16 protein-coding genes are annotated in these 25072 nt (G+C 52.6%); 14 read left to right on the top strand and 2 right to left on the bottom strand.

The window, feature by feature from the left end; translation table 11 throughout:
- The first annotated feature begins 23 nt into the window (after positions 1-23).
- The 4 genes from F7231_RS17830 to F7231_RS17815 all read left to right on the top strand — a co-directional run bounded on the left by F7231_RS17830 (position 24) and on the right by F7231_RS17815 (position 7753).
- The gene (locus F7231_RS17830; RefSeq protein ID WP_166692901.1) at positions 24-1277 is read left to right on the top strand and encodes a TolC family protein; all 1254 of its coding nucleotides are present in this window, start codon (positions 24-26) and stop codon (positions 1275-1277) included.
- 8 nt (positions 1278-1285) lie between these two features.
- Positions 1286-2371, top strand: a complete 1086-nt coding sequence (locus F7231_RS17825; protein ID WP_085411876.1) for an efflux RND transporter periplasmic adaptor subunit — start codon at positions 1286-1288, stop codon at positions 2369-2371.
- Between the two features lie 57 nt (positions 2372-2428).
- Entirely contained in the window at positions 2429-5575 is a 3147-nt protein-coding gene (locus F7231_RS17820; RefSeq protein WP_085411875.1) for an efflux RND transporter permease subunit, read from the top strand.
- A 402-nt stretch (positions 5576-5977) separates the two neighbouring features.
- Positions 5978-7753: an ABC transporter ATP-binding protein gene (locus F7231_RS17815; RefSeq protein ID WP_085411874.1), complete on the top strand. Its 1776-nt coding sequence runs from the start codon at positions 5978-5980 to the stop codon at positions 7751-7753.
- Positions 7754-7838: 85 nt separating this feature from the next.
- Here F7231_RS17815 and F7231_RS17810 read toward each other — a convergent pair whose 3' ends face one another.
- On the bottom strand, positions 7839-9368 hold the full coding sequence (locus F7231_RS17810) for a T9SS type B sorting domain-containing protein (protein ID WP_166692900.1): 1530 nt from the start codon (positions 9366-9368) through the stop codon (positions 7839-7841).
- Between the two features lie 308 nt (positions 9369-9676).
- Between F7231_RS17810 and F7231_RS17805 the strand changes: the two genes are divergently transcribed.
- Both F7231_RS17805 and F7231_RS17800 read left to right on the top strand, forming a co-directional pair.
- Entirely contained in the window at positions 9677-10774 is a 1098-nt protein-coding gene (locus F7231_RS17805) for a DUF922 domain-containing Zn-dependent protease (RefSeq protein WP_166692899.1), read from the top strand.
- Positions 10775-10818: 44 nt separating this feature from the next.
- Positions 10819-11940 (top strand): glycosyltransferase, encoded by a 1122-nt coding sequence (locus tag F7231_RS17800; RefSeq protein WP_166692898.1) that lies wholly within the window; start codon positions 10819-10821, stop codon positions 11938-11940.
- Here the strand turns inward: F7231_RS17800 and F7231_RS17795 are convergent.
- Complete coding sequence (locus F7231_RS17795; RefSeq protein ID WP_166692897.1) at positions 11897-13051, bottom strand: LTA synthase family protein; 1155 nt, start codon at positions 13049-13051, stop codon at positions 11897-11899. The genes F7231_RS17800 and F7231_RS17795 overlap by 44 nt on opposite strands.
- A gap of 165 nt (positions 13052-13216) precedes the next feature.
- On the opposite strand from F7231_RS17795, the gene F7231_RS17790 reads away from it, so the two are divergent.
- The 8 genes from F7231_RS17790 (at position 13217) to F7231_RS17755 (ending at position 25019) form a co-directional block, all read left to right on the top strand.
- A complete protein-coding gene (locus F7231_RS17790; protein WP_166692896.1) occupies positions 13217-14155 on the top strand; it encodes a 3-oxoacyl-ACP synthase III family protein in 939 nt (312 codons plus the stop codon).
- A gap of 254 nt (positions 14156-14409) precedes the next feature.
- Complete coding sequence (locus tag F7231_RS17785; RefSeq protein WP_166692895.1) at positions 14410-17202, top strand: substrate-binding domain-containing protein; 2793 nt, start codon at positions 14410-14412, stop codon at positions 17200-17202.
- 21 nt (positions 17203-17223) lie between these two features.
- On the top strand, positions 17224-19308 hold the full coding sequence (locus F7231_RS17780) for a glycoside hydrolase family 97 protein (RefSeq protein WP_166692894.1): 2085 nt from the start codon (positions 17224-17226) through the stop codon (positions 19306-19308).
- Positions 19309-19594: 286 nt separating this feature from the next.
- The gene (locus F7231_RS17775; RefSeq protein WP_085411867.1) at positions 19595-20920 is read left to right on the top strand and encodes a sugar porter family MFS transporter; all 1326 of its coding nucleotides are present in this window, start codon (positions 19595-19597) and stop codon (positions 20918-20920) included.
- 2 nt (positions 20921-20922) lie between these two features.
- Positions 20923-21813: a carbohydrate kinase family protein gene (locus tag F7231_RS17770; protein ID WP_208295635.1), complete on the top strand. Its 891-nt coding sequence runs from the start codon at positions 20923-20925 to the stop codon at positions 21811-21813.
- Between the two features lie 235 nt (positions 21814-22048).
- The gene (locus F7231_RS17765; protein WP_166692893.1) at positions 22049-23548 is read left to right on the top strand and encodes a glycoside hydrolase family 32 protein; all 1500 of its coding nucleotides are present in this window, start codon (positions 22049-22051) and stop codon (positions 23546-23548) included.
- Between the two features lie 67 nt (positions 23549-23615).
- A complete protein-coding gene (locus tag F7231_RS17760) occupies positions 23616-24383 on the top strand; it encodes a cupin domain-containing protein (protein WP_166692892.1) in 768 nt (255 codons plus the stop codon).
- Between the two features lie 15 nt (positions 24384-24398).
- Entirely contained in the window at positions 24399-25019 is a 621-nt protein-coding gene (locus F7231_RS17755; RefSeq protein ID WP_166692891.1) for an RNA polymerase sigma factor, read from the top strand.
- The last annotated feature ends 53 nt before the right edge of the window (positions 25020-25072 follow it).

Raw genomic sequence — 25072 nt, 5'->3', positions numbered from 1 at the left:
GTACTCATATTTTTGCCTACGCAATGCGCTTAGTACTTATTGCCTTAGTGTTTTTCCTCACGCTGTCGGTTGTCAAAGCACAGGATTCACTCCGACTTACCCGGCGTCAGGCAGATAGTCTGTTCTTACAAAATAATCTGTTGTTACTGGCCGAACGGTTCCGTATCGATGCCAGCCAAGCCCAGCTCATTCAGGCTCGTTTACTGGATAATCCGACGGTATCAGTTGAGTTAAGCTCTTTCAATAACCAGACACGCCGGGTACTCGATGTGGGCCGCGAGGGCGAAAAAATCATCAGCGTTCAGCAGTTGCTTTATACCGCTGGCAAGCGAAACAAACGCATTGCTCTGGCCACCGAAGCTACCCGCCTGACTCAGTACGAATTGCTGGATCTGCTTCGGGGCCTCCGCTTTGAACTACGTAGCCGATTCTATGCCGTTTATTTTCAACAACGAACGTTGGCTCGTTTTGATCAACAGATTACGATTCTGCAGTCGACGGTCGACGCCTACGAGAAAGAGTTTAGTCGCAATAACGTGTCACTCCGGGAACTGGTCCGATTGAAGGCACTGCTCTTTCAGATCGAGAATGACCGGACCGAAATTCTGCTTCAGCTTGCCGATGACCAGCGGACGTTGCGCACTTTGCTGGGGGTTCAGCAACCCGTTCAACCCCGCATTATCGACGAAGCCCTGAGTCGATACAGACTTCCCTCCCTCGCCGATGACACGCTTCGCAGCATGGCGCTCCGTAGCCGGCCCGACCTGCTGGTGGCCCAGTCGCTGAGCAAACAGGCTGAGCTAAACCTGAGCCTGCAACGGGCGCTGGCCCGACCCGACGTACGGGTTGGTGGCACCTACGACCAGGCGGGCAGTTACGTTCCACACTACGTGGGCTTGTCACTAGCGACCGAATTACCGGTGTTCAATCGCAATCAGGGGGCTATTCAGGCGGCCCGTAACCAGGTAGGCTATCAGCAACAACTTCAACGCCAAAAAGCAATTCAGATCAGCAATGAAGTGGCAACAGCTCTCGAGAAAGTACGGGAAGTTGACCGGCGGGTGAAAGCCGTAGAAGGCCGATTTACCGAGCAGTTTGACCAGCTCAACCAGGGTGTGATCGTGAGTTTCCGTAAAGGCAACATCACTCTGCTGGAGTTTGTCGATCTGATCGAGAGTTACAACCAAAGCATTCGGGAGCTTAATCGGCTTAAAGCCGACCGTATAGGCACCTACGAGGAACTCAATTACCTGACAGGTGAAGACCTTTTTAAGTAAATCGATTTATGAAAATTATATACGCGTACAGTGTGCTTGTGGCTGGGTTGGTGCTGGCCGTTTCATGCAAGCCGAAGATCGAGGCAGAAAAGGCGGCGGCTTTTATGCTCTCCGACACCATGATGCACCGCATTCAGATCGATTCGGTGGTGAGCCAACCTATTCGCAGCGAGTTGACCCTGGTGGGCAAAGTGGTAGCTGACGAAAACCGGGTAATCAAGGTATTTCCGCTGGTTGGTGGTAACGTAGAGAATGTCAATGTAGAGTTAGGCGACTTTGTGCGTAAAGGCCAAACGCTCGCCACGATCCGATCGGGCGAAGTAGCTGATTTTGAGCGGCAAAACTCACAAGCACAGGCTGAATTGATGTTGGCGCAGAAGAACCTTCGCCTCGCCCAGGACCTGTTTGAGACCAAACTCAACTCACAGCGCGAAGTGACTATTGCCCAGCAGGAATTAGAAAAAGCGCAGGCCGAAGTGAACCGCATTCGGCAGGTGTACCAGATTTATGGAGTGGGTAAGTCGTCGACGTATACCGTCAAATCCCCCATCGATGGGTACATCATTGAGAAAAACGTAAACCGCGAAATGCAACTCCGCTCCGACAACACCAATAATCTGTTCACTGTGGGGCAGATCAGCCAGGTGTGGGTTTTGGCCAATGTAAATGAGAGCGATATTGGTCGGGTAAAAGAGGGTATGGCGGCAAGCGTACAAACCTTGAGTTACCCCGACGAGCTGTTCAATGGTCACGTAGATAAGCTGTATACGGTGCTTGATCCGGAAACAAAAGCCTTGACTGTTCGCATCCGGCTCGATAACCCTAAGCTGAAACTGAAGCCTGAAATGCACGCTACCGTGACATTGCGCTACGAAGATGGCGGTCAACTGGCTACTGTACCAGCCCAATCGATCATCTTCGACCGGTCGCGGCATTTTGTACTCGTATTCCGGGGGCCCTCCGATATTGAAACACGTGAGGTCAATGTGCTCAAATCACTGGGCGACGTAGCCTACATCCGGTCGGGCCTGAAGCTGGGTGAACGGGTCATTTCGCGCAACCAGCTGTTGGTTTACGACGCGCTCAACGATTAACGAAAGCGAACGCCCCCGCCAACCGGTGGTCTTGGCCCCCTGCTTCTCCCTCTTGCTATGAACCGTTTTATACGAAACGTCGTCGGCTTCTCGCTTCGAAACCGATTCTTCATCTTTTTCCTGACGGCGGCGCTCGTCATTGCCGGGGTGGTCAGCTACCTGAATACCCCGCTCGAAGCGTTTCCAGACGTTACCAACACGCAGATCATTGTCGTTACCGAGTGGAACGGTCGCTCGGCTGAAGAGATCGAGCGGTTTGTGACCATGCCCATTGAAGTGGCTATGAACTCGGTACAGCGCAAAACCAACGTGCGATCGATCACCATGTTCGGGTTATCAATCATCAAGATTATTTTCGAAGATGATGTTGAGGATTTCTTCGCCCGTCAGCAGGTCAACAACCAGTTGCGAACGATCTCGTTACCCGATGGCGTAGAACCCGACGTGCAACCACCCTACGGCCCCACCGGGGAGATTTTCCGATTTACCCTTAAAAGCCCGACCCGCGATAGCCGCGACCTGCTTACGCTGCATAACTGGGTGATTGACCGGCAGCTGCGTTCGGTAGCGGGCGTTGCTGACGTGGTGGCCTTTGGTGGGCGCGAACGGATGGTTGAGATACGGGTAAATCCGACCCAACTGGTCAAATATGATATTACCCCGCTGGAAGTGTACCAGGCCGTTACGCGCAGCAACATTAACGTGGGCGGCGACGTCATTGAGCGAAACGGGCAGGCCTACGTAGTACGGGGCATTGGCCTGCTGACCTCCGTTGCCGACATTGAGAACCTGATCATCGAAGATCTGGACGGCAACCCGGTACTGGTAAAAAACGTGGCCGAGGTAGCCGAATCGCACCTGCCACGGGTCGGTCAGGTTGGGCTGAACGGCGATGACGACGTGGTAGAGGGCATCGTGGTGATGCGCAAGGGTGAGAACCCCAGCGACGTACTGGGCCGCGTGAAAGACAAGATCGACGAGTTGAACACCCGTATTCTACCGTCGGACGTGAAGATGGTTACCTTCTACGACCGCGATAACCTCATCAGTTTTTGTACCCGCACCGTACTGCACAACCTGACCGAAGGTATTATCCTGGTGACGGTGATCGTATTTCTGTTCATGGCCGACTGGCGTACAACTGTCATTGTGTCGATTATTATTCCGCTGGCCCTGCTGTTTGCCTTTATGTGTCTGCGGCTGCGGGGCATGTCGGCCAACCTGCTATCGATGGGGGCTGTCGATTTTGGTATTATCATCGATGGCGCAGTGGTCATGGTGGAAGGTATCTTCGTGTCGCTCGACCACATGGCGCACCGGGTCGGTATGCCTAAATTCAACCGGCTGGCCAAACTGGGCTTAATCAAAAAGACGGGGGGCGATCTGGGCAAAGCCGTTTTCTTCTCGAAACTAATCATCATCACGGCGTTGCTGCCCATTTTCTCGTTCCAGAAAGTAGAAGGCAAGATGTTCTCGCCCCTCGCCTGGACCCTGGGGTTTGCACTTCTTGGAGCGTTACTCTTTACGCTTACCCTGGTGCCGGTGCTCTGCTCGATTCTGCTGAACAAGAACGTCCGGGAAAAGAACAACCCGCTGGTCAATTTCTTCGACCGTATCGTCATGAGCGGATTCGGTTGGTGCTACACCCACCGCAAAATCAGCCTGATCGCCGCCACCGCCTTCATGGTATTGACGTTCGCGTCGGCGTCGATATTGGGGACCGAATTTTTACCCCAGCTCAACGAGGGTGCCCTGTGGGTGGAAGCCAAATTACCCATGAGCAGTTCGCTCAATGAAACGGTGAAAATGGTTCGGATACTTCGGAGTAAGCTGAGCGAGTTTCCGGAGGTAAATGGCGTGCTCTCTCAAACGGGCCGGTCGAACGACGGCACCGACCCGTCGGGCTTTTATTACGTGCAGATGCAGGTGAATCTAAAACCCAAAGACGACTGGCCAGAACGTCGCAGTGGAAAATCGCTGACCACCGACGAGCTTATCGAAGAGATGGACCTTAAACTTAAGCAGTTTCAGGGCATTAACTACAATTATTCACAGCCCATCATCGACAACGTAGCCGAAGCGGTGGCGGGTATGAACGCCAGCAACGCCGTGAAGATATTCGGCGACGATCTGACTACGTTAAACGATCTGGCCAACACCGTAATCGGGGCCATTCACGACGTACCCGGTGTAAAAGACGTGGGTATTCTACGCAACATTGGCCAGCCCGAAATCAGCGTGCTGTTCGACGAACGGCGCATGGCCCTCTACGGGGTAGCGACTGCCGACGCGCAGGCCGTAATTGAAATGGGCATTGGCGGTAAAACGGCCTCGACCCTCTACGAAGGCGAACGCAAGTTTGATATCCGCGTGCGCTACGACGAAGCTCACCGCCGCACCGAAGAAGATATTATGCGGCTGATGGTGCCCACTATGCGCGGCAGTAAAATCCCCCTGCGCGAAATTGCCACGATCCGTAGCCTGACGGGTCCTGCCTTTGTGTACCGCGACAACAACAAACGGTTTATCGGCGTGAAATTCTCGGTACGTGAGCGCGACCTGGGCAGCACCATTGCCGATGCTCAGCAGCGGGTTCAGAAGAAACTGGCCAATCTGCCTAAGGGCTATTCAGTCACCTGGACGGGTGAATTCGAAAATCAGGTACGTGCGACCCAGCGGTTGGGGCAGGTAGTACCGGTATGTCTGGCGGCCATTTTTGTTATCCTGTTCATCTTATTCGGCAATGTCAAGGATGCCGGTCTGGTCCTGATCAACGTACCGTTCGCCCTAATTGGAGGCATCCTGGCGCTGCACATAACGGGTATGAACTTCGGCATCTCGGCGGGCGTAGGGTTCATTGCGCTCTTCGGCATCTGCATTCAGAATGGAGTTATTCTGGTGAGCGTATTTAACCAGAACCGGCGCGACCACATTCCGCTCGACGAGGCCATCCGTGAGGGTGTACGCTCCCGGGTACGTCCCGTGATCATGACGGCACTGATGGCTGCGATTGGGTTGCTACCCGCGGCTATCTCGACCGGTATCGGGTCTGAAACGCAGAAACCGCTGGCTATTGTGGTTATTGGCGGGCTGGTTACTGCTACCGTGCTAACGCTGCTCGTGTTTCCGATTATCTTCCGATTGTTCAATAAACGGGATGCGCATCATACACCCAAAGCGCCCGCTATCGAGCCAGCGTACTGATTTCTAAGGTAATTCTAAGCCCAATTAAGCCGTACTCTATTCTTTATCCAAGAGCTTCGTATGTATATTGGCTTCCTTTCCCGGAAGTAGTGTAACGTACTGTTTGGGTGTCGATAGCTCCTGTCTTGATGAACAGGAGCTATTTTATTGAGTGAGTAGACAAAACCGAGAGGTATTGGCCTGAATAGAACAGCGCTCTGCCAGTGGCTGTGAAGCTTTATGACAGGTAGTTAGTGAAAGAGAGCCCCTATTGCCCTGGCCTCACAATCAACCATGACCTGACCGGCCGGGCCAGGTACGTTTACACAAGGTTACGCGAGGCTTGCCACTATTTTGACCCGTTTGTGGTTTCACAGGCAGACAGGCGCATTAGCAGTTTGTTCCACCTCCTCCATACATCTTATGAAGTTATTATACAGTTACCTGCGGCAATACTGGGGTCTGTTAGCGCTAGCCCTTGTGCTCGCTTCGATCAACCAGATCTTTTCGCTGCTTGATCCTTATATTTTCCGTAAAATCATCGACCAGTTTGTGGTGAAACCCGGCGGAAGTTGGGGTGACATCAATTTCTGGGGTTTCCTGAGTCAGGGGGCGGGCTGGCTTATTTTGCAGGCGCTCGGCGTGGCTATGGTCAGCCGGATTGCCAAGAATTTCCAGGATTACTACGTCAACGTGATCACGCAGCGGCTGGGCGCGCAACTTTATACCGACGGTCTGCGCCATTCCCTCGAACTACCCTACCAGGTATTTGAAGATCAGCGGTCAGGCGAAACGCTGGGCATTTTACAGAAAGTTCGTACCGATGTGGAAAAGCTCATTCAGTCGTTCGTGAACGTACTATTTACTTCGGTCGTGGGCATTGTGTTTGTGATGTGGTACGCCGCCACCGTTTACTGGCCCATTGCCCCCGCCTACTTCCTGACCATTCCGCTGCTGGGTTTCGTAAGTTCACTGCTGAGCAAGAAGATCAAGGTGGTGCAGAAAAATATCGTAGCTGAAACCACCGCCCTCGCCGGATCAACCACCGAAAGCCTCCGCAACATTGAGCTGGTAAAAAGCCTGGGACTGGCCCAACAGGAAACCGAACGGCTGAACGGCACCACCACTAAGATTCTGAAACTAGAACTGAAGAAGGTACGCTACATCCGGTCGCTGTCCTTTATTCAGGGTACATTCGTGAACCTGCTGCGCAACGCCATCATGCTGCTGATGCTGTTTCTGGTAGTGCAGGGCAAAATCACGGTGGGCGAATTCTTCTCGCTGTTCATTTACTCGTTCGCTATTTTCGGGCCGCTGCAAGAACTGGGCAACATCATCAACGTGTACCGCGAAACAGAGGCATCGCTAGCCAATTTCCAGCGCATTCTCGACACACCCCGCGATAAAAAACCGGAACACCCACAGGCCATCCACCGCATCGAAAAACTGGCCTTCGACGAGGTACGCTTCAAACACCTGTCGGCCAGCGTACCGGCGCTGGCAGGCATTTCGTTTGATCTCAAAGTGGGCGAAACTATCGCCTTTGTGGGGCCGTCGGGCTCAGGCAAAACTACACTGGTGAAACTGCTGGTGGGTTTATATCAGCCTATGAGCGGGCAAATTCTGTACAACGGCATTACCGGCGCTAACATCAACCTCGACGAACTACGCGAGCAGATCGGCTTCGTGACGCAGGATACGCAGCTATTTGCCGGCACCATTCGCGAAAACCTGAAATTCGTAGCCCCCAACGCCACCGATGAAGACTGTCTGAAAGCATTGCATCAGGCGGCGGCCGACTCGCTACTGGCCCGCGCTCCGCAGGGCCTCGACACAGTGATCGGCGAAGGTGGTGTGAAGGTATCGGGTGGCGAGAAGCAACGCCTCAGCATTGCCCGCTCATTACTGCGCCAACCCGCGCTGCTCGTATTCGACGAAGCCACCTCGGCCCTCGACTCGCTGACGGAAGAAGAGATTACCAACACCGTTCGTTCGCTCTCGGAATCGAGCCAGCGCATGACAATCCTGATTGCCCACCGCCTCAGTACGATCCTCCACGCCGACCGGATTTTTGTACTCGAAAAAGGCCACATCGTCGAGCAGGGCGGCCACAACGAACTTATCGAACAACGCGGCCTCTATTATGCCATGTGGCGGCAACAAATCGGCGAACGCAAAGAGAACATGGTCACGGCGTAGGTATGTACGTACTGTCTGGCAGCAGGTCGGCACCTGCCGCTAGACAATCGGTGGAGCCGATGGCTCTTTTAAGGAGTTTTCCCCATCAATACGCTACAATCAGGCGGCCCTGCTTTTGTTTCTGGAGAATTTTTTCGGCCTGATTCAGCTCGTAGTCTATTTGCCAGGCATAGACACCGCCGGGGGTAAGGACACCTTTCGTGAAGCCGTCCCACTGAAACGGGGCCGTTTCGGTTCGGAAAATCAGTTCTCCCCAGCGATTGAAGACAGCCAGCGTTTTGATAGTAATATCGCCACAGGCAAAAGGCTGAAAGATATCGTTCATACCATCGGCGTTAGGCGTAAACAAGTCGGGCGTGTAGATCACGCAGCCACATTCGGTATAGTCGATCACGACCGAATCGCGGGCAGTGGCGCAGGCGTTGGTAACCGTGGCGCGGTACACACCCGATCGGCTGACGGTGCGCTTAGACTCAGCGAAGGCATCCTGCCAGGCAAAAGTACCTTCGGCAAACACCGGTTGAATGGTGTACACATCAGCCCCACACAGAGCCTTGTCGGCACCCAGCTCCAGTTGAGGGGGCTTGATAAAGGCCACCCGGATGGTGTCGGCGGCCACACACCCAGCCTGACTGATTTGCAGCGTGTACGTCCCGTTCTGCGTTACCTGAAAGCTGGATCGGCCGGAGCCGTCCTGCCAGCGGTAGTTGGGTGCGTTGGCCGGGCCGTTGAGCAGCAGGGTTTGCGCGTTACAGAGCGTGGTGTCGTTACCGAGGGTAAAATTCAGGGCGTAATCGACCGTAATGGTGTCGCTCAGTACCTTGCAGGGTGTAGTGACCGTAACCCAGTATTTGCCGGGTTTGGTGACCAGGTACGTTGCCGCCGTGCTGCCGTCATGCCAGCGGTAGTCGGTTGCGCCGGGCGTTCCGGCGTTGAGCAGATGCGTGCTCTGTCGGCCACAGAGGGTCGTATCCTTACCAAGGTCAAGATTGATTGGCACAAGTGAAATATCATCGATGAACACGTAGTAGAAGCCCAGCATGGGCGGCAGTGTGTTGAAGCTGCCAATGGTCATGTAACGTTCACCTCCTTTAGCCTCAAAGGTGCCACTGATCTTATCCCACTTAAATGAACCCGAAATCGTTTTCACCTGCGTGTCGAGCACCTGCGGTTTGGCAATCAGCAGACTTTTGATCGTCGAGGTAAGCGGCTGGTTCGCGAAGTGCGCGCCGATGGTGCCCGCTATGTACTGGTTGGGGTTTCGGGAACTGACATACATCTCGAAGTAATAACACGTACCTGCTTCGAGTGGCTTCTCGAGTGGGGTGGCGAGGTACTCCGCCCAACCCTGATCCAGAAATAACCGGGCCAGCCCGCGGCCGGTGCGTGGTGGCACTTCAATTTGGTTGGTTGGGAAGCACTGATTGTAAAAATCAGGCGTGGCCTGATTTGGATTATACCACGGCACCGCCTCCTCGAGTAGGTTATCCTTCCGGGGACAGTTCTGGTATTTTTCAAATCCGCCGTTTGGTATCAACTCCTGCGCGTTGACGCGGCCGTACGCCAGCAAAATCCAGCAACCTACCTGCCAGCAGAGGCGAGCTGATTGCACCATACAATTCAGGTTTCGTAGCAGCATCGGGTTGAAAGAACCAGTATAGCGTTTTATAAATCGGCGCGCTACAAGGCAGCGTAGACTCGTGAAAGTTACAAGAAAACGGGATAAATACGTAGTTATTCCTGCTAGTACTCAGCTGGATACCCTGCTCTTTATTAACACCGTGTAACAAGTCCGATAAGCCTATCTGCAACAGCACGTTTGGCCTCGTTTTCGCGTTTATTCTATAGCGCCGGAGCTCCAGCTTTGGCTGCCATGCTTAGTTCTATCCTACCGAAGCTGGAGCTTCGGCACTGCCGTAACCAATGAACCTATTTTCCCGGCTATTGCTGTTTTGTCTATTTCTGCTTTCGGTGGCAGCTTTTGCCCCAGCTACTGCCCCTGGCGATGCGGTTATTGCCCTTCAGGCAGAGTCGCTGCCGTTTACACCCACGCAGTATTATATTGACAACGTGCAGGATGCCCGGGCGCAACGCGGCGCTTTTGCCAGCCTGCTCCTGCGCACCGATAAGTCTGCCACTGCCGTAGATCTCGACGGAGGCACTGCTCCAGGCATCTATCGATACATCACCCGAAGCCTGAAGCAGAACCGTTCGCTTCGCCCCATCGTGCTGCGCATTACTGTGGGCAGCCTTGTTGAAACCGCTGGTCCCAGGGAACTGATCAATGGGCGATTGAACCTCACTATGGCCTTTGATGTGAAGCGCGAAGATGAACAGCTGCCCCTGATCACTTACCAGGGCAATGCGCGGTATCAGCGGCCACCGGGCCAAACGCAGGTTATTGAAAAGGTGATCCGGCAAAGTGTCAACGAAGGGCTGCGTTATCTGAACAATTACATGAACAAGGAATCAGCCAACGTACCTGCGCTTGCCAGCAAAATCAACGTGCACTTCACTACCATAAACAGCCGTACGCCCGCTAGTAGCGATACCGTTTTTTATGACCCCGCCCGCCCCCTCACCTGGGACGATTTCCGGGCCACGCCACCCGCCTTAACTCGTTACGCCGCACAGATTATGCCCGGCGTGGCGTATGAAGGTCACAGCGACGTTGATAAAGGCAACATCAATGTGCGGCTGAAACTGAAGGTGTTTATGCTCAAGAGTCAGTCGTGGGTGCGGTCTATCGGATACAACGATTACGCGCTCAACCACGAACAACGCCATTTCGACATTGCCCGACTGGCCATTGAAGATTTCAGAAAGCGGGTGCATCCCGACAGCCTGTCGCTCAATGATTACAACAGCAACATTCAATACCAGTATATCGAGATGTACCGGGCATTGGGATTACGACAGCAGCAATACGACGGCGAAACAAATCACGGCATCAACCAGGGTGCGCAAGCCCGCTGGAATAGTCAGATTGATACGGAGTTGCGTACTTTCGGGCTCAAGTAGACACGTCATCACGCATCTCGGTTAGCCAATGACAGCACCACCCAATGTTAGTTAGAGTACTGCACGTTACTACCGCCCACCAGCCACATGACCCCCGGATCGTGTACAAACAATGCCCGGCACTGGTGGCTGATTATGACGTCTGGTGCGCTATTCCCAAGGCCGACGCGCAGGCGGCCCCTGAAGTTCACTTTGTTGACCTTCCTTACTACGAGCAGATTATCTGGCGCATTCTCATTACGTGTCCGCTGATTGTCTGGCGATGCTGGCGACTCCGGCCCAATTTGGTGCATTTTTACGTACCTGAGTTTATCCCGTTTGCGTTTCTCTTCCGCCTGCGTGGTGCCAAGCTGATCTATGAAGTTCAGGAGAATCTGTTCAAGAAACTGCAGCTAAAAACCAGAAATAATGGCTGGCTTCTTAAGAAATCGTTTTTGCTCCTGGATAAATTAGCCCGTCGGTACTGCTACTGCGTATTTACCGAACACGGCTACCTGACTACTTACACCAACTTGCGTAAGCCCGCCGTTGTAGTGTACAATTACGCATCTCTACCGTTCCTGGAGCCATTCAGATGGCCTTACTTACCTCGCCAGCAGCCCGCCACCTTTTTTTATATTGGCTGGCTCAGCATGGAACGGGCCATTGATACGCTACTGGCTGCTTTCGCCAAACTCAATACCAGACAAACCCCGTTTTTTGCACACCTATTCGGACGACAAACGTTTACGCATGCTACACTCGAAGCGAACGCTGATTACAGGCAGGTACGTACTCAGCTTCGTCTCTACGGATATACCGACCAGAAAATAGCTCTTCCTTATGCCAAAGGGGCGGCAGTTGGTCTGGCTCTGTTAAAGCCAGTTGGTGATTATCCCGAGTCTTATACGACCAAGCTGTTTGAGTACATGGCCTTGGGCTTGCCCGTCGTCACCGCCAATTTTCCGTTGTATAAAGAGGTTGTTGAACGCCACCAGTGCGGCTTCTGCGTTGACCCTTATGATGCCGATGCCGTAGCCGATGCCTTAACGTACCTGATCGATCATCCCGCTGAAGCCGCACAGATGGGGAAAAGGGGACGCCAGGCTGTGGAGCATCATTACAACTGGGCAACTGAAGCGGCTAAGCTGCGGACGTATTACGAGTTGGTACTAAAAACCCCATAATCAGTAACAGGTAAGCCCCGTACATGTAGGCGGGAATAGGCGGATAATATAACACGAACGTACCCACAGTAGCCAGCACAGCCAGAACAATTGCGTATTGGCGGGCTATGAGCATCCCTATCAACACCAGCAAACCCAGAAGAGCCAGCCCATAATTGAGCGGCCCGCCGCCCGTTACATAGCCCGTTGAAAAGGCCAATAGTATATTGAGTACCGCGTGACGGGCAAACAGAAGCGGTGATGTAGCCCAAAGGGTTTGCACCTCTCGCTGTAATACATCCGTGAGCCGCTGCTCCTGCGCCGGCTCAGAGTCACCATACTTGTAATCCAAATCAGTTCGGGCTTTGTAAAGAGTATACACCGCCTTGTCTGACAACGTGTTCATGTACGGATTTGGATAGGCTGCTATGCCCACATAGACTGGTCGCCAGGGGGCCGACAGAACAGGACGGTACAAAAACGCAATTACGCAGGTAGCTAGTCCTGCCGTTAGCAGCAACAAGCCAACCTGACGTTGATACCACCATAAGGCACCAAGAACAGCCAATGCCCCCGCCATTGCCGGGCGACAGATAAAAAGCAGGCCAATCAGTGGACCTAGCCAAAAGCCCACCCACCAAGCGGGTCGCCAGCCCAGGTACGTAGCAATAAACAGGAAGCTGGGAATTACCTGCCAGAAGTAATAGAAATCGTAGGTAACATATTTCACTACTACGGGATTGCAAGCGTAGCCGAGCAGAAAAACGAGTCGGCGCCACCCAGCGGGTAACAGCCAGAGCAACCACATACACAGACCGATATGAACTACGGTCTGGAACAAAATGACGGCCTGCGCATCTCCGCCGAAGGGCCATAGCCGCCGGGCTAGCGCACAGATGTAGCCATAGCCAATCTGCATCAGCGTATACTCCGTAGGTTGACTCACTGCACTTCGGCCAAAGCGGTAAGTGGCTTGTTGATCGCCGGGCAATTGATCGAAATAATTTATCTCAGTGGTGTCAACCAGGAAGCGGCCGGTAAGGGGCAGGTTAGCCGCCATCGAGAAATAAGCCCCTCGCCATTGAGCCGCCTGATGAGCCTGCGCGCGAAAAAACCAGCATGCAAAAGCCACCAATACCGTATATAAAATGCATTTCAACACGACATTCGGCCGAACAAACTGCATTATTTTTAGTTAATTTTACATTATATCAATTATAAACACTACGTCTACCAGGAAGATTTTAACTTTCGGGATATTTTCAGTTGTTGTCTTCGAAGCCAAGTTAACCGGCACATGTTTATTCACGCAGTCAGTCACTATTTGCCTGAGCAGATAGTCGGCAATGACCACTTCACTCAACTCAACGGACTTTCCGACGAATGGATCACTACTCGGACCGGTATCAGTGAGCGCCGCAAGGCAAGCACCGGTGAGAATACCAACACGATGTCGATCGAAGTCGTATCCCGACTTCAGGAAAAGACCGACCTGTCAACTGTCGATTTAATCGTAGGGGCGACCTACACGCCACATGATACCATTGTGACGTTGGCCCACGCTATTCAGCATTACCTGGGTATTGCTGATATTCCTACCGTTTCTGTTTCGTCGGCCTGTTCATCATTGCTCAATGCCATTGAAATAGTGGAAGGCTACTTCGCATTGAACAAAGCAAGTCGGGCACTTGTCGTCGTCTCCGAACATAATACAGCCTACTATAATGAAGAAGATACCGTGTCTGGCCACCTCTGGGGCGACGGGGCAGCCGCGCTGCTCATCACCAAAGAACGCCAGGCTGACGGTGACTTCACGATCAAAGGGCTGCTGACCGGTGGCGCTGCCCACGCAGGTAAAGCGGTAGAAGCCGTTGTTCTACAACCCTTGGTTAAGGGTGTCATTATGCCTTATGGCCGCGATGTGTTTCAGAACGCCTGCATTTATATGCCTAAAGCCAGCCTTCAGATTCTGGAACGCCACAACCTGACGGCCGCCGACGTTGATTACGTGCTTCCGCATCAGGCCAACCTTCGGATCAGTCGTAATGTAATGCAAACGTTGGGGCTTCCAGAAGAAAAACTGCTTTCCAACATTCAGTATCTGGGCAACACCGGTTGTGCCGGTTGCGCCATCGCCCTTTCCGAACACTGGGAATCCTTTAAAAAAGGAGAACGAATTGTCGTAACCGTTTTCGGAGGCGGCTACTCTTATGGTGCCATGCTGGTTGAGGTGTAGGTACGTTGCTTGGCGCTTGTCGTTCTGAGCCTGTCGGAGATCGCCCGATTACCGGTATGCAGCGCGATAGCCCCCAACACGAAAGGACTTACACGGCTAATAATGCCTGCACTGGCAGGCACTCAGCCAGAAATACCAGCCTAAACCAGTATCACTTTTCTCGTGGTTTCAGGAAAAAGAACTATTGCTAACTGTTCAAAAAACTCAACAATAAATTATATTTAGATCAGCACTAAGCCCGCCCGGTTCACTAGATGATCAGTTTTTTCGACAGGATTGCACGCTATCGCATAACGTACCTGCGTGGATCGGTTTTTGAAACGGGATACTTTTTACTCGCTTTATCATGGTATCTGGCAACAACATTGACTGGTTGCCAGTCTACCATTCCCGAAAAAACATATCGTATCGGATTTTCGCAGCGTACTGAAGCCGATACCTGGCGCAGAACGATGCGTGCCAGTATGAATCGGGAGTTATCGTTCTCGCCCGAAGTCGATTTTATCGTTAAAGATGCTGGCGGACAAAGCGAACAGCAGATTCGGCAAATTCAGGAATTAATTGAGCAGCGGGTCGACTTGCTGATTGTTTCGCCCAACGCGGCGCTGCCCATTACACCTGTTGTAGAGCAAGCTTACCAGCAGGGTATTCCGGTTATTATTCTCGACCGCCGAACCGCTTCGGACCAATACACTGCCTATGTGGGTGCCGATAATGTAGACGTAGGCCGTACGGCCGGTATGTACGCCAACCAACTGTTGCAGGGAAACGGCAACGTAATCGAGATTGGCGAGTCGCCCGGTTCGTCGGCTGATATTGACCGGCATCGGGGGTTCATGGAAGCGATTGAAGCTCATCCGGGTATTCGGCTGATTACCAAGCTGGAAGGTGATTGGGACAAACGCTCTTTCGCTGATAAACTGATCGTACTGCTGAACAGCAAACCTGCCATTCAACTCATTTTTGCCCAAAATGACCGCACGGCTCTGAAAGCCTATACTGTGTGCCGGCAATTGGGGCTCGACAAGCAGGTAAAAATCATTGGTGTTGATGGGCTACCCGGCCTCAACGAAGGCATCGATCTGGTAGACCGCGGCATCCTGAGTGCTACGGTACTCTACCCAACCGGTGGTAAAGAGGCGATTCGTACCGCTATGGCTATTCTAAAAAAACAGCCATTCAAGCGCGAAAACAGGTTGCCCATTACTCTTATCGATTCATCGAACGTACGTATTATGAAGCTGCAAAACGAGAAAGTCGTTGAACAGCAAGTCGATATTGAGAAGCAGCAACAGCGAATCAACGACCTGAATGGGATCTACACGTCGCAGAAGTACGCCCTGTACGTCACGTTAGTCAGTCTATTGATTTTCATGCTGTTGGGCGGCTGGGCACTATATTTATACCGGTCTAAACAGGCTGCTTACCAGACACTAGAACGGCAAAATCAGGAAATTCTGGACCAGAAGGACCAGATCGAAACGGTGTCGGCGCAGGCCCGGCTGGCAACGGAGGAGAAACTTCGGTTCTACTCATACATCTCCCACGAATTCAACACCCCGTTAAGTCTGATTCTAACACCGACAGAGGACTTGCTGAGCAAAAAAAACGTCAGCGCCTACGACCTGAAGAGCAACCTGCTGCTGGTGCAAAAAAACGCTTACCGGCTGCTTCGGCTGGTTGACCAGATGTTGGACTTACGCAAAACAGACGCTGGCAAACAACGCCTCCGCGCTGCTGAACAAGATCTGATAGCCTTCATTCGGGACATTGTACAGGACTTCATTCCCAACGCCAAAAAGCAACGGATAGACCTACAGTTCATTACAACCTACACTCGTTTGCCTGTCTGGTTTGATGGCGAGAAGTTAGACAAGGTCATTGTTAATCTCCTCTCAAATGCCTTCAAGTACACGTCTCCCGGTGGCCTGATTCACGTAGAGTTGACTGTATTAACGAATGAGGTGCAGGTGCAGGTGCGAGACAACGGTGAAGGCATGACACCCGACGAGCAGACCCACGCCTTTGACCTGTTCTTCAGCGGCACCAAACCGTTCAGCCTATCGAAAGGCCTTGGACTGGCCCTGTCGATGGAGTTTATTCAGCTCCATCAGGGTGAGATTATGGTGGAGTCGCACCCAGGGCAGGGCACCACCTTCACCGTCCGCCTACCGCTTGGGAACGCCCACCTGTTGGTCGACGAAATGACAGGTTTACCAACGCGGCAACAATTGCCGGTTTATCTGGACGATAATGATGTTGTAGATGCCATCGCACAGCCGGACCGGCAATTAGGTACGTTGCTGGTGATCGAAGACAACGACGACCTGCGTGCCTTTCTGAGCACCCGCCTAAGTAATGAATTTGCGATCATTGCCGAGGCAACCGGCGAAAAAGGCTGGGAACGCACGCTGGAGCTTATTCCCGATCTGATCATCAGCGACATTACCCTACCGGGTATGAGCGGCCTGCAACTTACCCAGCGGGTAAAAGCAGACCTTCGCACTTCGCACATTCCGGTCATTCTACTGACCGCTCAGGGCCAGATGGAGCAACGAATCGAAGGCACCCGAGTTGGGGCCGACGCGTACATAACCAAGCCGTTTAATACTCAGTATCTACTTGAAACGCTGCGTACTACGCTGGTAAACCGGGAGAAATGGCAGCGGCGCTATGCCTCCGATTTTCTGTCGCAATCGACCAACGGCAACCGGCAGGACAAAAAATTTCTGAACGAACTCACCGCCCTAATCGAGCAAAACCTGGGCGATTCATCGTTCAGCGTTGAGAAGCTAAGCCGCGAGATGGGGCTTTCGCGGGTGCAGCTCTATCGAAAAGTACAGGCGCTGCTCAACATGAACGCGATGGATTACCTGAGCGAAGTCCGGCTGAAACGCGCCAAGCATCTGCTCCGCGAAACCAGCAAACCGATGGCTGAGATCGCCGACGAAACCGGTTTCAGTTCGCCTGCCTATTTCACCACCTTCTTCAAACAGCATACGCAGAAAACGCCCTCTGAGTACAGGAAATCGCCTTCTGGCGCATAGCTTCGTTTACAAAACTTACCTATGAAAGCTACACTCTCTATCCTGCTGACCCTTGCCCTATGCTGGCAAAGCATCCAAACCGCCGCACAAACCACCAATATCACGATTACATCGCCCGATAAGTCAATCATTCTGGCGGTAAGTCATGGAACCAGTGGAAGCGTTACTTACCGGGTTACCTACAAAGGCAAACGCGTTATCGAGCCGTCGTCGCTTGGTTTTACCCTCAGCAAGCCCGCCGTGTCGTTGACCCGGTTCACCGTTGTCGGCGTTGATTCAGTCACCATCGACGATACCTGGAAACCAGTTTGGGGCGAGGTCAGTCAGATCAGGAACCATTGTAAAGAGCTGCGGGTAACGTTAGCTGACCAATCGGGTTCGGGCATTCAAATACAGGTACGTTTCCGGGTATTCAACGACGGCATAGGCTTTCGGTATGAGTTTCCGACGCAACCTAACCTCACGCACTTTGTGGTGGCCGATGAGCTAACCCAGTTCGCACTGAGCGCCGACCACCAGACGTTCTGGATGCCAGGTGATTATGACTCGAATGAATACCTGTACAACACCACTAAATTGAGCCAGGTCGCCGCTCTGGCGGCAATTAAGCAGGAGAAAGACATTGCGCTGCAGTCGGCAATTGGCGGTAATGCCATTCAAACACCACTGCTTTTCAAAACCGCCGATGGGCTATATATTAGTCTGTATGAGGCAGCCGTACTGAATTATCCGATCATGCACTTGCTGCTTGACAAGAAAACCCTGACGCTGCAGTCGCAACTAACTCCCGACGCGGTTGGCAATAAAGCCTATCTGCAAACGCCCTCGAAAACGCCTTGGCGCACGATCATCGTCAGCGATAAAGCCACTGATATTGTAGGGTCGAAACTAATTCTGAACCTGAACGAACCGTCGGTTATTGCCGATCCGTCGTGGATCAAGCCGCAGAAATTCATGGGTGTGTGGTGGGAAATGCATATCGGCAAAGGCAACTGGGCCAAAGCGCTTGGCAAGCATGCCGCTAACACACAGAACGTAAAAAAGTACATTGACTACGCCGCGAAAAACGGTTTCGATGGGGTACTGGTCGAAGGCTGGAACCAGGGCTGGGAAGACTGGTTCGGCAACTGGAAAGAGGAGGTGTTTGATTTTGTAACGCCCTACCCTGATTACAACATCGACTCGCTGACGGCCTATGCTCAACAGAAGGGGCTAAAGCTGATTATGCACCACGAAACGTCGGGCTCGGTTACGAACTACGAGCGCCGGATGGACGCTGCTTATCAGTACATGGTTGCCAAGGGAATCAACACTGTGAAGACTGGGTACGTTGGCCGAATCATTCCACGCGGCGAACACCACGACAGTCAATGGATGGTGAATCATTACCAGCGGGTAGCCGAGAAGGCCGCTCAATACAAGCTTATGGTCGATTCGCACGAGTCGGCGCACCCAACCGGTCTGCACCGAACGTACCCAAACTGGATGGCCAGTGAAGCCGCACGTGGTAGCGAGTTCAACAACGCCCCCACCCTGGGAATTACACCCGAGCACACCACCATTCTCCCCTTCACCCGGATGCTCGGCGGCCCAATGGACTTCACGCCAGGCCTTTTCCGTTTTCAGCTCAACCAGTTTGAGCCATCCCGTACACAGCGGGTTAGAACCACCTTGTCTAAGCAACTGGCCCTATATATTACGCTCTACAGCCCACTGCAAATGGTGGCAGACCTGCCCGAAAACTACGACAAGCACCTCGACGCGTTCCAGTTTATCCGCGACGTACCTGTGGATTGGGACGCTAGTGAAGTACTGGCCGCCGAACCCGGGGACTACCTGATGATTGCCCGCAAAACCAAAGGAAAAGACAGCTGGTTTGTAGGCGCCATCACCGACGAAAACAGCCGGACACTTCCGCTGGCTTTGGATTTTTTGGAAGCTGGTAAAACTTACGAAGCCACCATCTACCGCGACGCCGACAATGCCGATTGGCAAACGAACCCGGAAGCATACACGATTGAGAAGAAGCGCGTCACCAGCAAAACCAAACTCAACCTACGCATGGCCAACGGCGGCGGCTTCGCTATGCAGTTGACGAAGCTGTAAATGTGCTGACGTACTGTACTGCTAATGGACTACGGTATTGCTTCTCGTTCCAGGCCCTTCGACAGGCACGCGAAGCCAAGCCTCAGCGTGCAACAAAATCAGAAAAAGGCGTTTCAAAATCGAAAAAGTCGCTCGCAGTTAATATATACAACTGCCTTATAATCAACTGTTTAATAATTTAGTTGAACATCGAAACAAATTGAACGATTACTGAAAGCGTGCCAGAAGCAACCCAGCTAGCTTTGGTTCATAAACAGAGTCCAGCCCGGACGATTCCGAACCAGTCATGAGCCAGCAACAACGCATATTCTTTTGGTCGATCACCGCTGCTTTGGGAGGCTTCCTCTTCGGCTTCGATACGGCCGTCATATCCGGCGTCGAGCAGTCGCTGCAATCGCTTTGGCAGTTGAGCGTGTGGGAACATGGCCTAACAGTTTCCATTGCCCTCGTTGGTACAGTAATTGGTTCTATGACCGGCGGCATACCGGCTGAGGCGTTGGGACGCAAGAAAACGCTGTTTTGGATTGCCGTACTCTACCTGCTGGCATCGCTGGGTACGGCACTCGCCCCCAACTGGTCAATTTTCCTGATTTTCCGTTTCCTGGGCGGGCTGGGTGTTGGTGCATCATCGGTAGCTGCGCCTATGTACATTACCGAGATATCGCCCGCCAAATCGCGCGGCAGGTTGGTGGGTATGTTTCAGTTCAATATTGTCCTGGGTATTCTGGTTGCTTATCTCTCCAATTTTCTGCTAGCCGATGTTGGCGCCGAGCCCTGGCGGTGGATGCTGGGCGTACAGGCACTTCCCTCAATTATCTTCCTGATAACGGTACTCAACATTCCAGAGAGCCCACGCTGGCTGCTGCTTAAGCAGGGCAACGTGGAAGAGGCCCGGCAAATTCTGGATATGATTGATCCCGACACAGCAAAAGATACGTTATTGGCCATTCAAAAGAGCCATACGGAGTCATCTGCATCGGCCCGGCTTTTTTCTGGCAATTACAAAACACCAGTTATGCTGGCGGTACTCTTTGCAGTATTCAATCAGGTATCGGGTATCAACGCCATCATTTACTATGCACCCCGTATTTTTGAGATGACTGGCCTCGGCAAAAGCTCATCACTGCTATCCTCGGCGGGTATCGGCCTGATCAATCTCATATTCACCCTACTCTCGATGAACCTGATCGACCGCTACGGTCGGCGAACGCTCATGAAGATTGGATCGGTAGGGCTCATTATTACTTTGGGGTTGGTAGCGCGCGCTTTCTATACCGAAGACTTCAGCGGCATGACGGTTCCTTTTTTGCTGTTTGGTTATATCGCCTTTTTCGGTTTCTCGCAGGGGGCCGTTATCTGGGTGTTCATCTCCGAAATTTTCCCCAACGAAGTACGTGCCAGCGGCCAGGCACTTGGTAGCTTCACCCATTGGATCATGGCGGCTATCATCACGTTTACCTTTCCTTATCTATCTGAGAAAGTCGGCGGCGGCAACACGTTTCTGTTCTTCACAGTTATGATGGTACTGCAACTGGTCTTTGTCCTGCGTATCATGCCCGAAACAAAAGGGACCAGCCTCGAAAAAATTGAACGTACCGTCTTTGCTCATTGATTATGAAAAAGATAACCTGTTTTGGCGAGATTCTCTGGGATGTGCTGCCCACTAGCAAGGAACCTGGTGGGGCTCCCATGAACGTAGCGGCCGACTTACGCAACTTCGGTCTGGACGCTCAGCTTATCAGCAGCGTAGGCAGCGATGATCTAGGTCACGAATTGCTTGGTTTTCTCAATCAGAAGCGCATACCGACCAACCTGATTCAGGTCAATGGAACGTACCCAACCGGGGTGGCCCAAGCTAACGTCACGAATAGTCAGGACGTGGTGTATACAATTGTGCAACCCGTTTCCTGGGATTATATCCAGCTTAGCTCCAGTATGATTGAGGCCGTTCAACAAAGCGACCTGTTTGTGTATGGCAGTTTGGCTGCCCGCAGTACACGTACCTACGAAACACTAAGGGAACTTCTGGCTGTAGCCCCCCGAAAGATTTTCGACGTCAACCTCCGCGCCCCACATTATGACCGGGGTACGATAGACGAATTGATGCATCAGGCTGATATTGCCAAACTGAACGAACATGAAACCCTGGAACTGTCGGATTGGTATGGCTATGATGTTGATCTGGAACGGGCCATGACGCAGCTACGCGACCACTTTAGCCTGGAAGCTCTCTGCGTAACCTTGGGCGACGAAGGAGCCATTCTGCTCGATGCATCTGGATTTACCCGGCAGGAAAGCTTCCCCATCGAAGTGGAAGATACGATTGGCTGCGGCGACGCCTTTCTGGCGGCTTATCTCTTCAAGACCCTACAGGGAGAAACACCGGCCAAGACCCTGGCTTTCGCCTGCGCGGCGGGGGCGTATGTAGGCACACAGCGCGGTGCAACGCCTTCATTTACCGAGCAAACGATTATCAGTCAATACAGTATGGCTATTACCGCCTGAGCCGAAGCCCTTCAGTTGTTTTTTTAGTAATAACCTATGATGAAGTAGAGAGGAGTGAGAACGTGGGCTGATATAGTCCACGTTTCTTTTTAGCGGAGACTTTACCCCTATTCGCTGAAAGAGGCTATTGCGCTTCTTTTTGTCAACGCGAGGCCTTAGCCCCTTTTAGGGTGATCCGCCGTTACGGGTGGGAGTAAAGCTACGTAGGCCATTCCATCCAACACCCAAACGAACCATGAAAAATACATTCATTGTCAGCGCCTTACTTACCCTAATCAGCCTCAGCGCAATGGCACAAGGCAACGAGCCGCACCGGCCACAGTTCCATTTCTCGCCAAAGGCTCACTGGATGAACGACCCGAATGGGATGGTATATCACAACGGAACGTATCACCTCTTTTTTCAATATTACCCCGATTCGACCGTGTGGGGGCCCATGCACTGGGGCCACGCCACCAGCAAAGACATGATTCGCTGGCAGGAGCAGCCCATTGCCCTGTATCCCGATAGCCTCGGTTGGATTTTCTCGGGCAGCGCCGTTGTCGACGTGAACAACACCAGCGGATTTGGCAAAAACGGACAAGTACCCCTGGTGGCCATCTTTACGCATCACAACGACAAACTAGAGAAGGCCAAGTCTGACAGGTTTCAATACCAAAGCCTCGCCTACAGCCTCGACGAAGGTAAAACGTGGACCAAATATGCCGGCAACCCGGTGTTGCCTAATCCCGGCATCACTGATTTCCGAGACCCAAAAGTGCGTTGGTTCGAACCAGCCAAAAAGTGGATTCTGACGCTGGCTACCAAAGACCGAATTACGTTTTACTCGTCGCCAAACCTAAAGAACTGGACCCGCGAAAGCGAATTTGGCCGTGAGTTGGGCGCACATGGCGGCGTTTGGGAATGTCCCGACCTGTTTCCGCTGATGCATAATGGCAAGCAGGCCTGGGTACTGCTCGTTAGCATCAACCCTGGCGGACCAAACGGCGGATCGGCTACACAATACTTCGTCGGCGACTTCGATGGGAAAACCTTCACGCCTTATTCGACCAAAACGAAGTGGATGGATTTCGGCACCGATAACTACGCTGGTGTAACCTTCGCCAACACCGGCAACCGAACTATTCTGATGGGCTGGATGAGCAACTGGCAATACGCCAACGTAGTACCCACGTCGCCCTGGCGTAGTGCCAACACCGTTCCACGCGAACTGGGGCTAAGGGAGGTGGGCAAGGAGTTGTACTTAACCTCGACGCCAATTAGCGAACTGGATAAGTTGACCAGTAAAACAACCAAACTGAATAATGTGCCGGTGAAAGGCACCGTTGACCTCACCAGCAAGACTGGTAAGGCCGAATTGATTAAGCTGGTGCTGTCTACGCCATCACCTAATGATTTCAGTATCGTACTCGCCAACGAGCAGGGCAACGAGTTGGTAATCGGCTACGAAAAGAGCAGCAACTCGTACTACATCGACCGTTCGAGAGCCGGTAAGACAGGTTTCGAAAAAGGGTTTGGCAAGCGCCACATCGCCCCGCGCATTGCAACGGACCACAACCTGTCGCTTACCCTGCTGGTCGACGTCGCCTCTGTTGAGCTCTTCGCCGATGGCGGGCTTACCGTGATGACCGACATTTTCTTCCCTAATCAGCCATTGGCCAATCTCTATGTGAAGTCCGCTACGGGTGTATCCATGTCTGCCCTTTACACACCCTTACGGAAGGCCGCGAAGTAGCAGGCTGCCCGAGCATTAGATTCATAACATGCGGTTGCTTTCAGGTACGTACCTAACCTTATCCTCTATGAATCGCGCTACTGCTACCCTGCTCGTTGTATTTGCAGCTGTTACCCCCCTGTTGGCCCAGCCAATTGTTTCTACTGTACATGCCTGGAAAGCCGCCCCCGTGGTAAAGAAGCCAGGCACCGAACAGCGTAAGTTGCTCGAAGGCAGCGCCACCGACTTTACGCATATCGAAGTGCACACGACCACGCTGGCAGCGCATCAGGCCCCACACCCGGCTCACAAACACACTGATGAAGAGCTGATTATCATTAAAGAAGGGGAGCTGACAGTGACCATCGCGGGAAAGACCGCAACGCTGGGCCCGAACAGTATTGCCCTGATGATGCCGGGCGATGAACACGGGTTCGAAAACAAAGGCGACGTACCTGCTACCTACTACGTGATGCGCTACGAATCGAAGGCCCCTGTCGATCTGGAACGGGGGCGGAAAGCGGGTGGGTCATTTTGGATCGACTGGAAGGAGGTGCCTTTTCAGCCTCACGACAAAGGGGGCGTCCGGCGCATGTTCGACCGGGCTACGGCCATGACCAAGCGGTTCGAGATGCACGTGACAACCCTAAAAAATGGGCTGGCGAGCCACCCGCCCCATACGCACCGGGCCGCCGAAATACTGATCATGGTCAACAATGAGGCGGAATCAAGCGTAAATGGTAAACTGATCCCTAACACGACCGGCGACCTGACGTACCTGGAATCGAATGTACCGCACAACATTACCAATAACAGCAAGCAACCCTGCACTTACTTTGCTTTTCAGTTCGAGTGACTCCGTTCTTCCCTTATGGCATTACGTACGAATCAACATCCGCCAAATACCGACGTTCAACTCTGGAACCAGCTTAAAAGCGGAAACGAATTAGCCTTTGGTAAACTGCTAGCGAAATACTTTAATCCGCTGCAAAACTACGGGTACAAATTCGTGCAGAATGAGGATTTCGTAAAGGATTGCGTGCAGGAGGTATTCATCGAAATCTGGAACCGCCGCGACCGCATCAGCACACCAGATAGTGTGCGGGCGTATTTGCTTAGCTGCGTCAGAAAACGGGTAGTTCGAGAGGGGTACCGGCAGCGGGTGCTAAAAGACGATGAACCGGCCAATCTGGAAAATGAAGGTAGTTTTGTCGAGTTCTCGCCCGAATGGTCGATGATTGAACAAGAAAGCCTGGCCGAAACAACACACCGGATTGCCAACGCCCTGAACAAGCTTCCCAAACGGCAGCGCGAAGTCATCTACCTGCGTTTTTACCAAAACCTGGAACGTGATGAAATTGCGGTTATTATGGACGTTAACCCGCAGTCGGTGTCTAATTTGATGCAGGTAGCTTTCAAAACGTTTCGGGAACACTGGGCGGGTGTACTGATCCTGATAGGCCTGATTGGTCGGCTTTTTTCGAATTTATGACGAAAAACAAGTATGCAGCCCCCTAATTGGCTATCTATTACCAACCTGATATA

The sequence above is a fragment of the Fibrivirga algicola genome (assembly GCF_011742925.1).
In the GTDB taxonomy this organism is placed as follows: Bacteria; Bacteroidota; Bacteroidia; order Cytophagales; family Spirosomataceae; genus Fibrella; species Fibrella algicola.
Note: the sequence above shows the minus strand (reverse complement) of the source record. Positions and strands in the feature narration are given on the sequence as shown.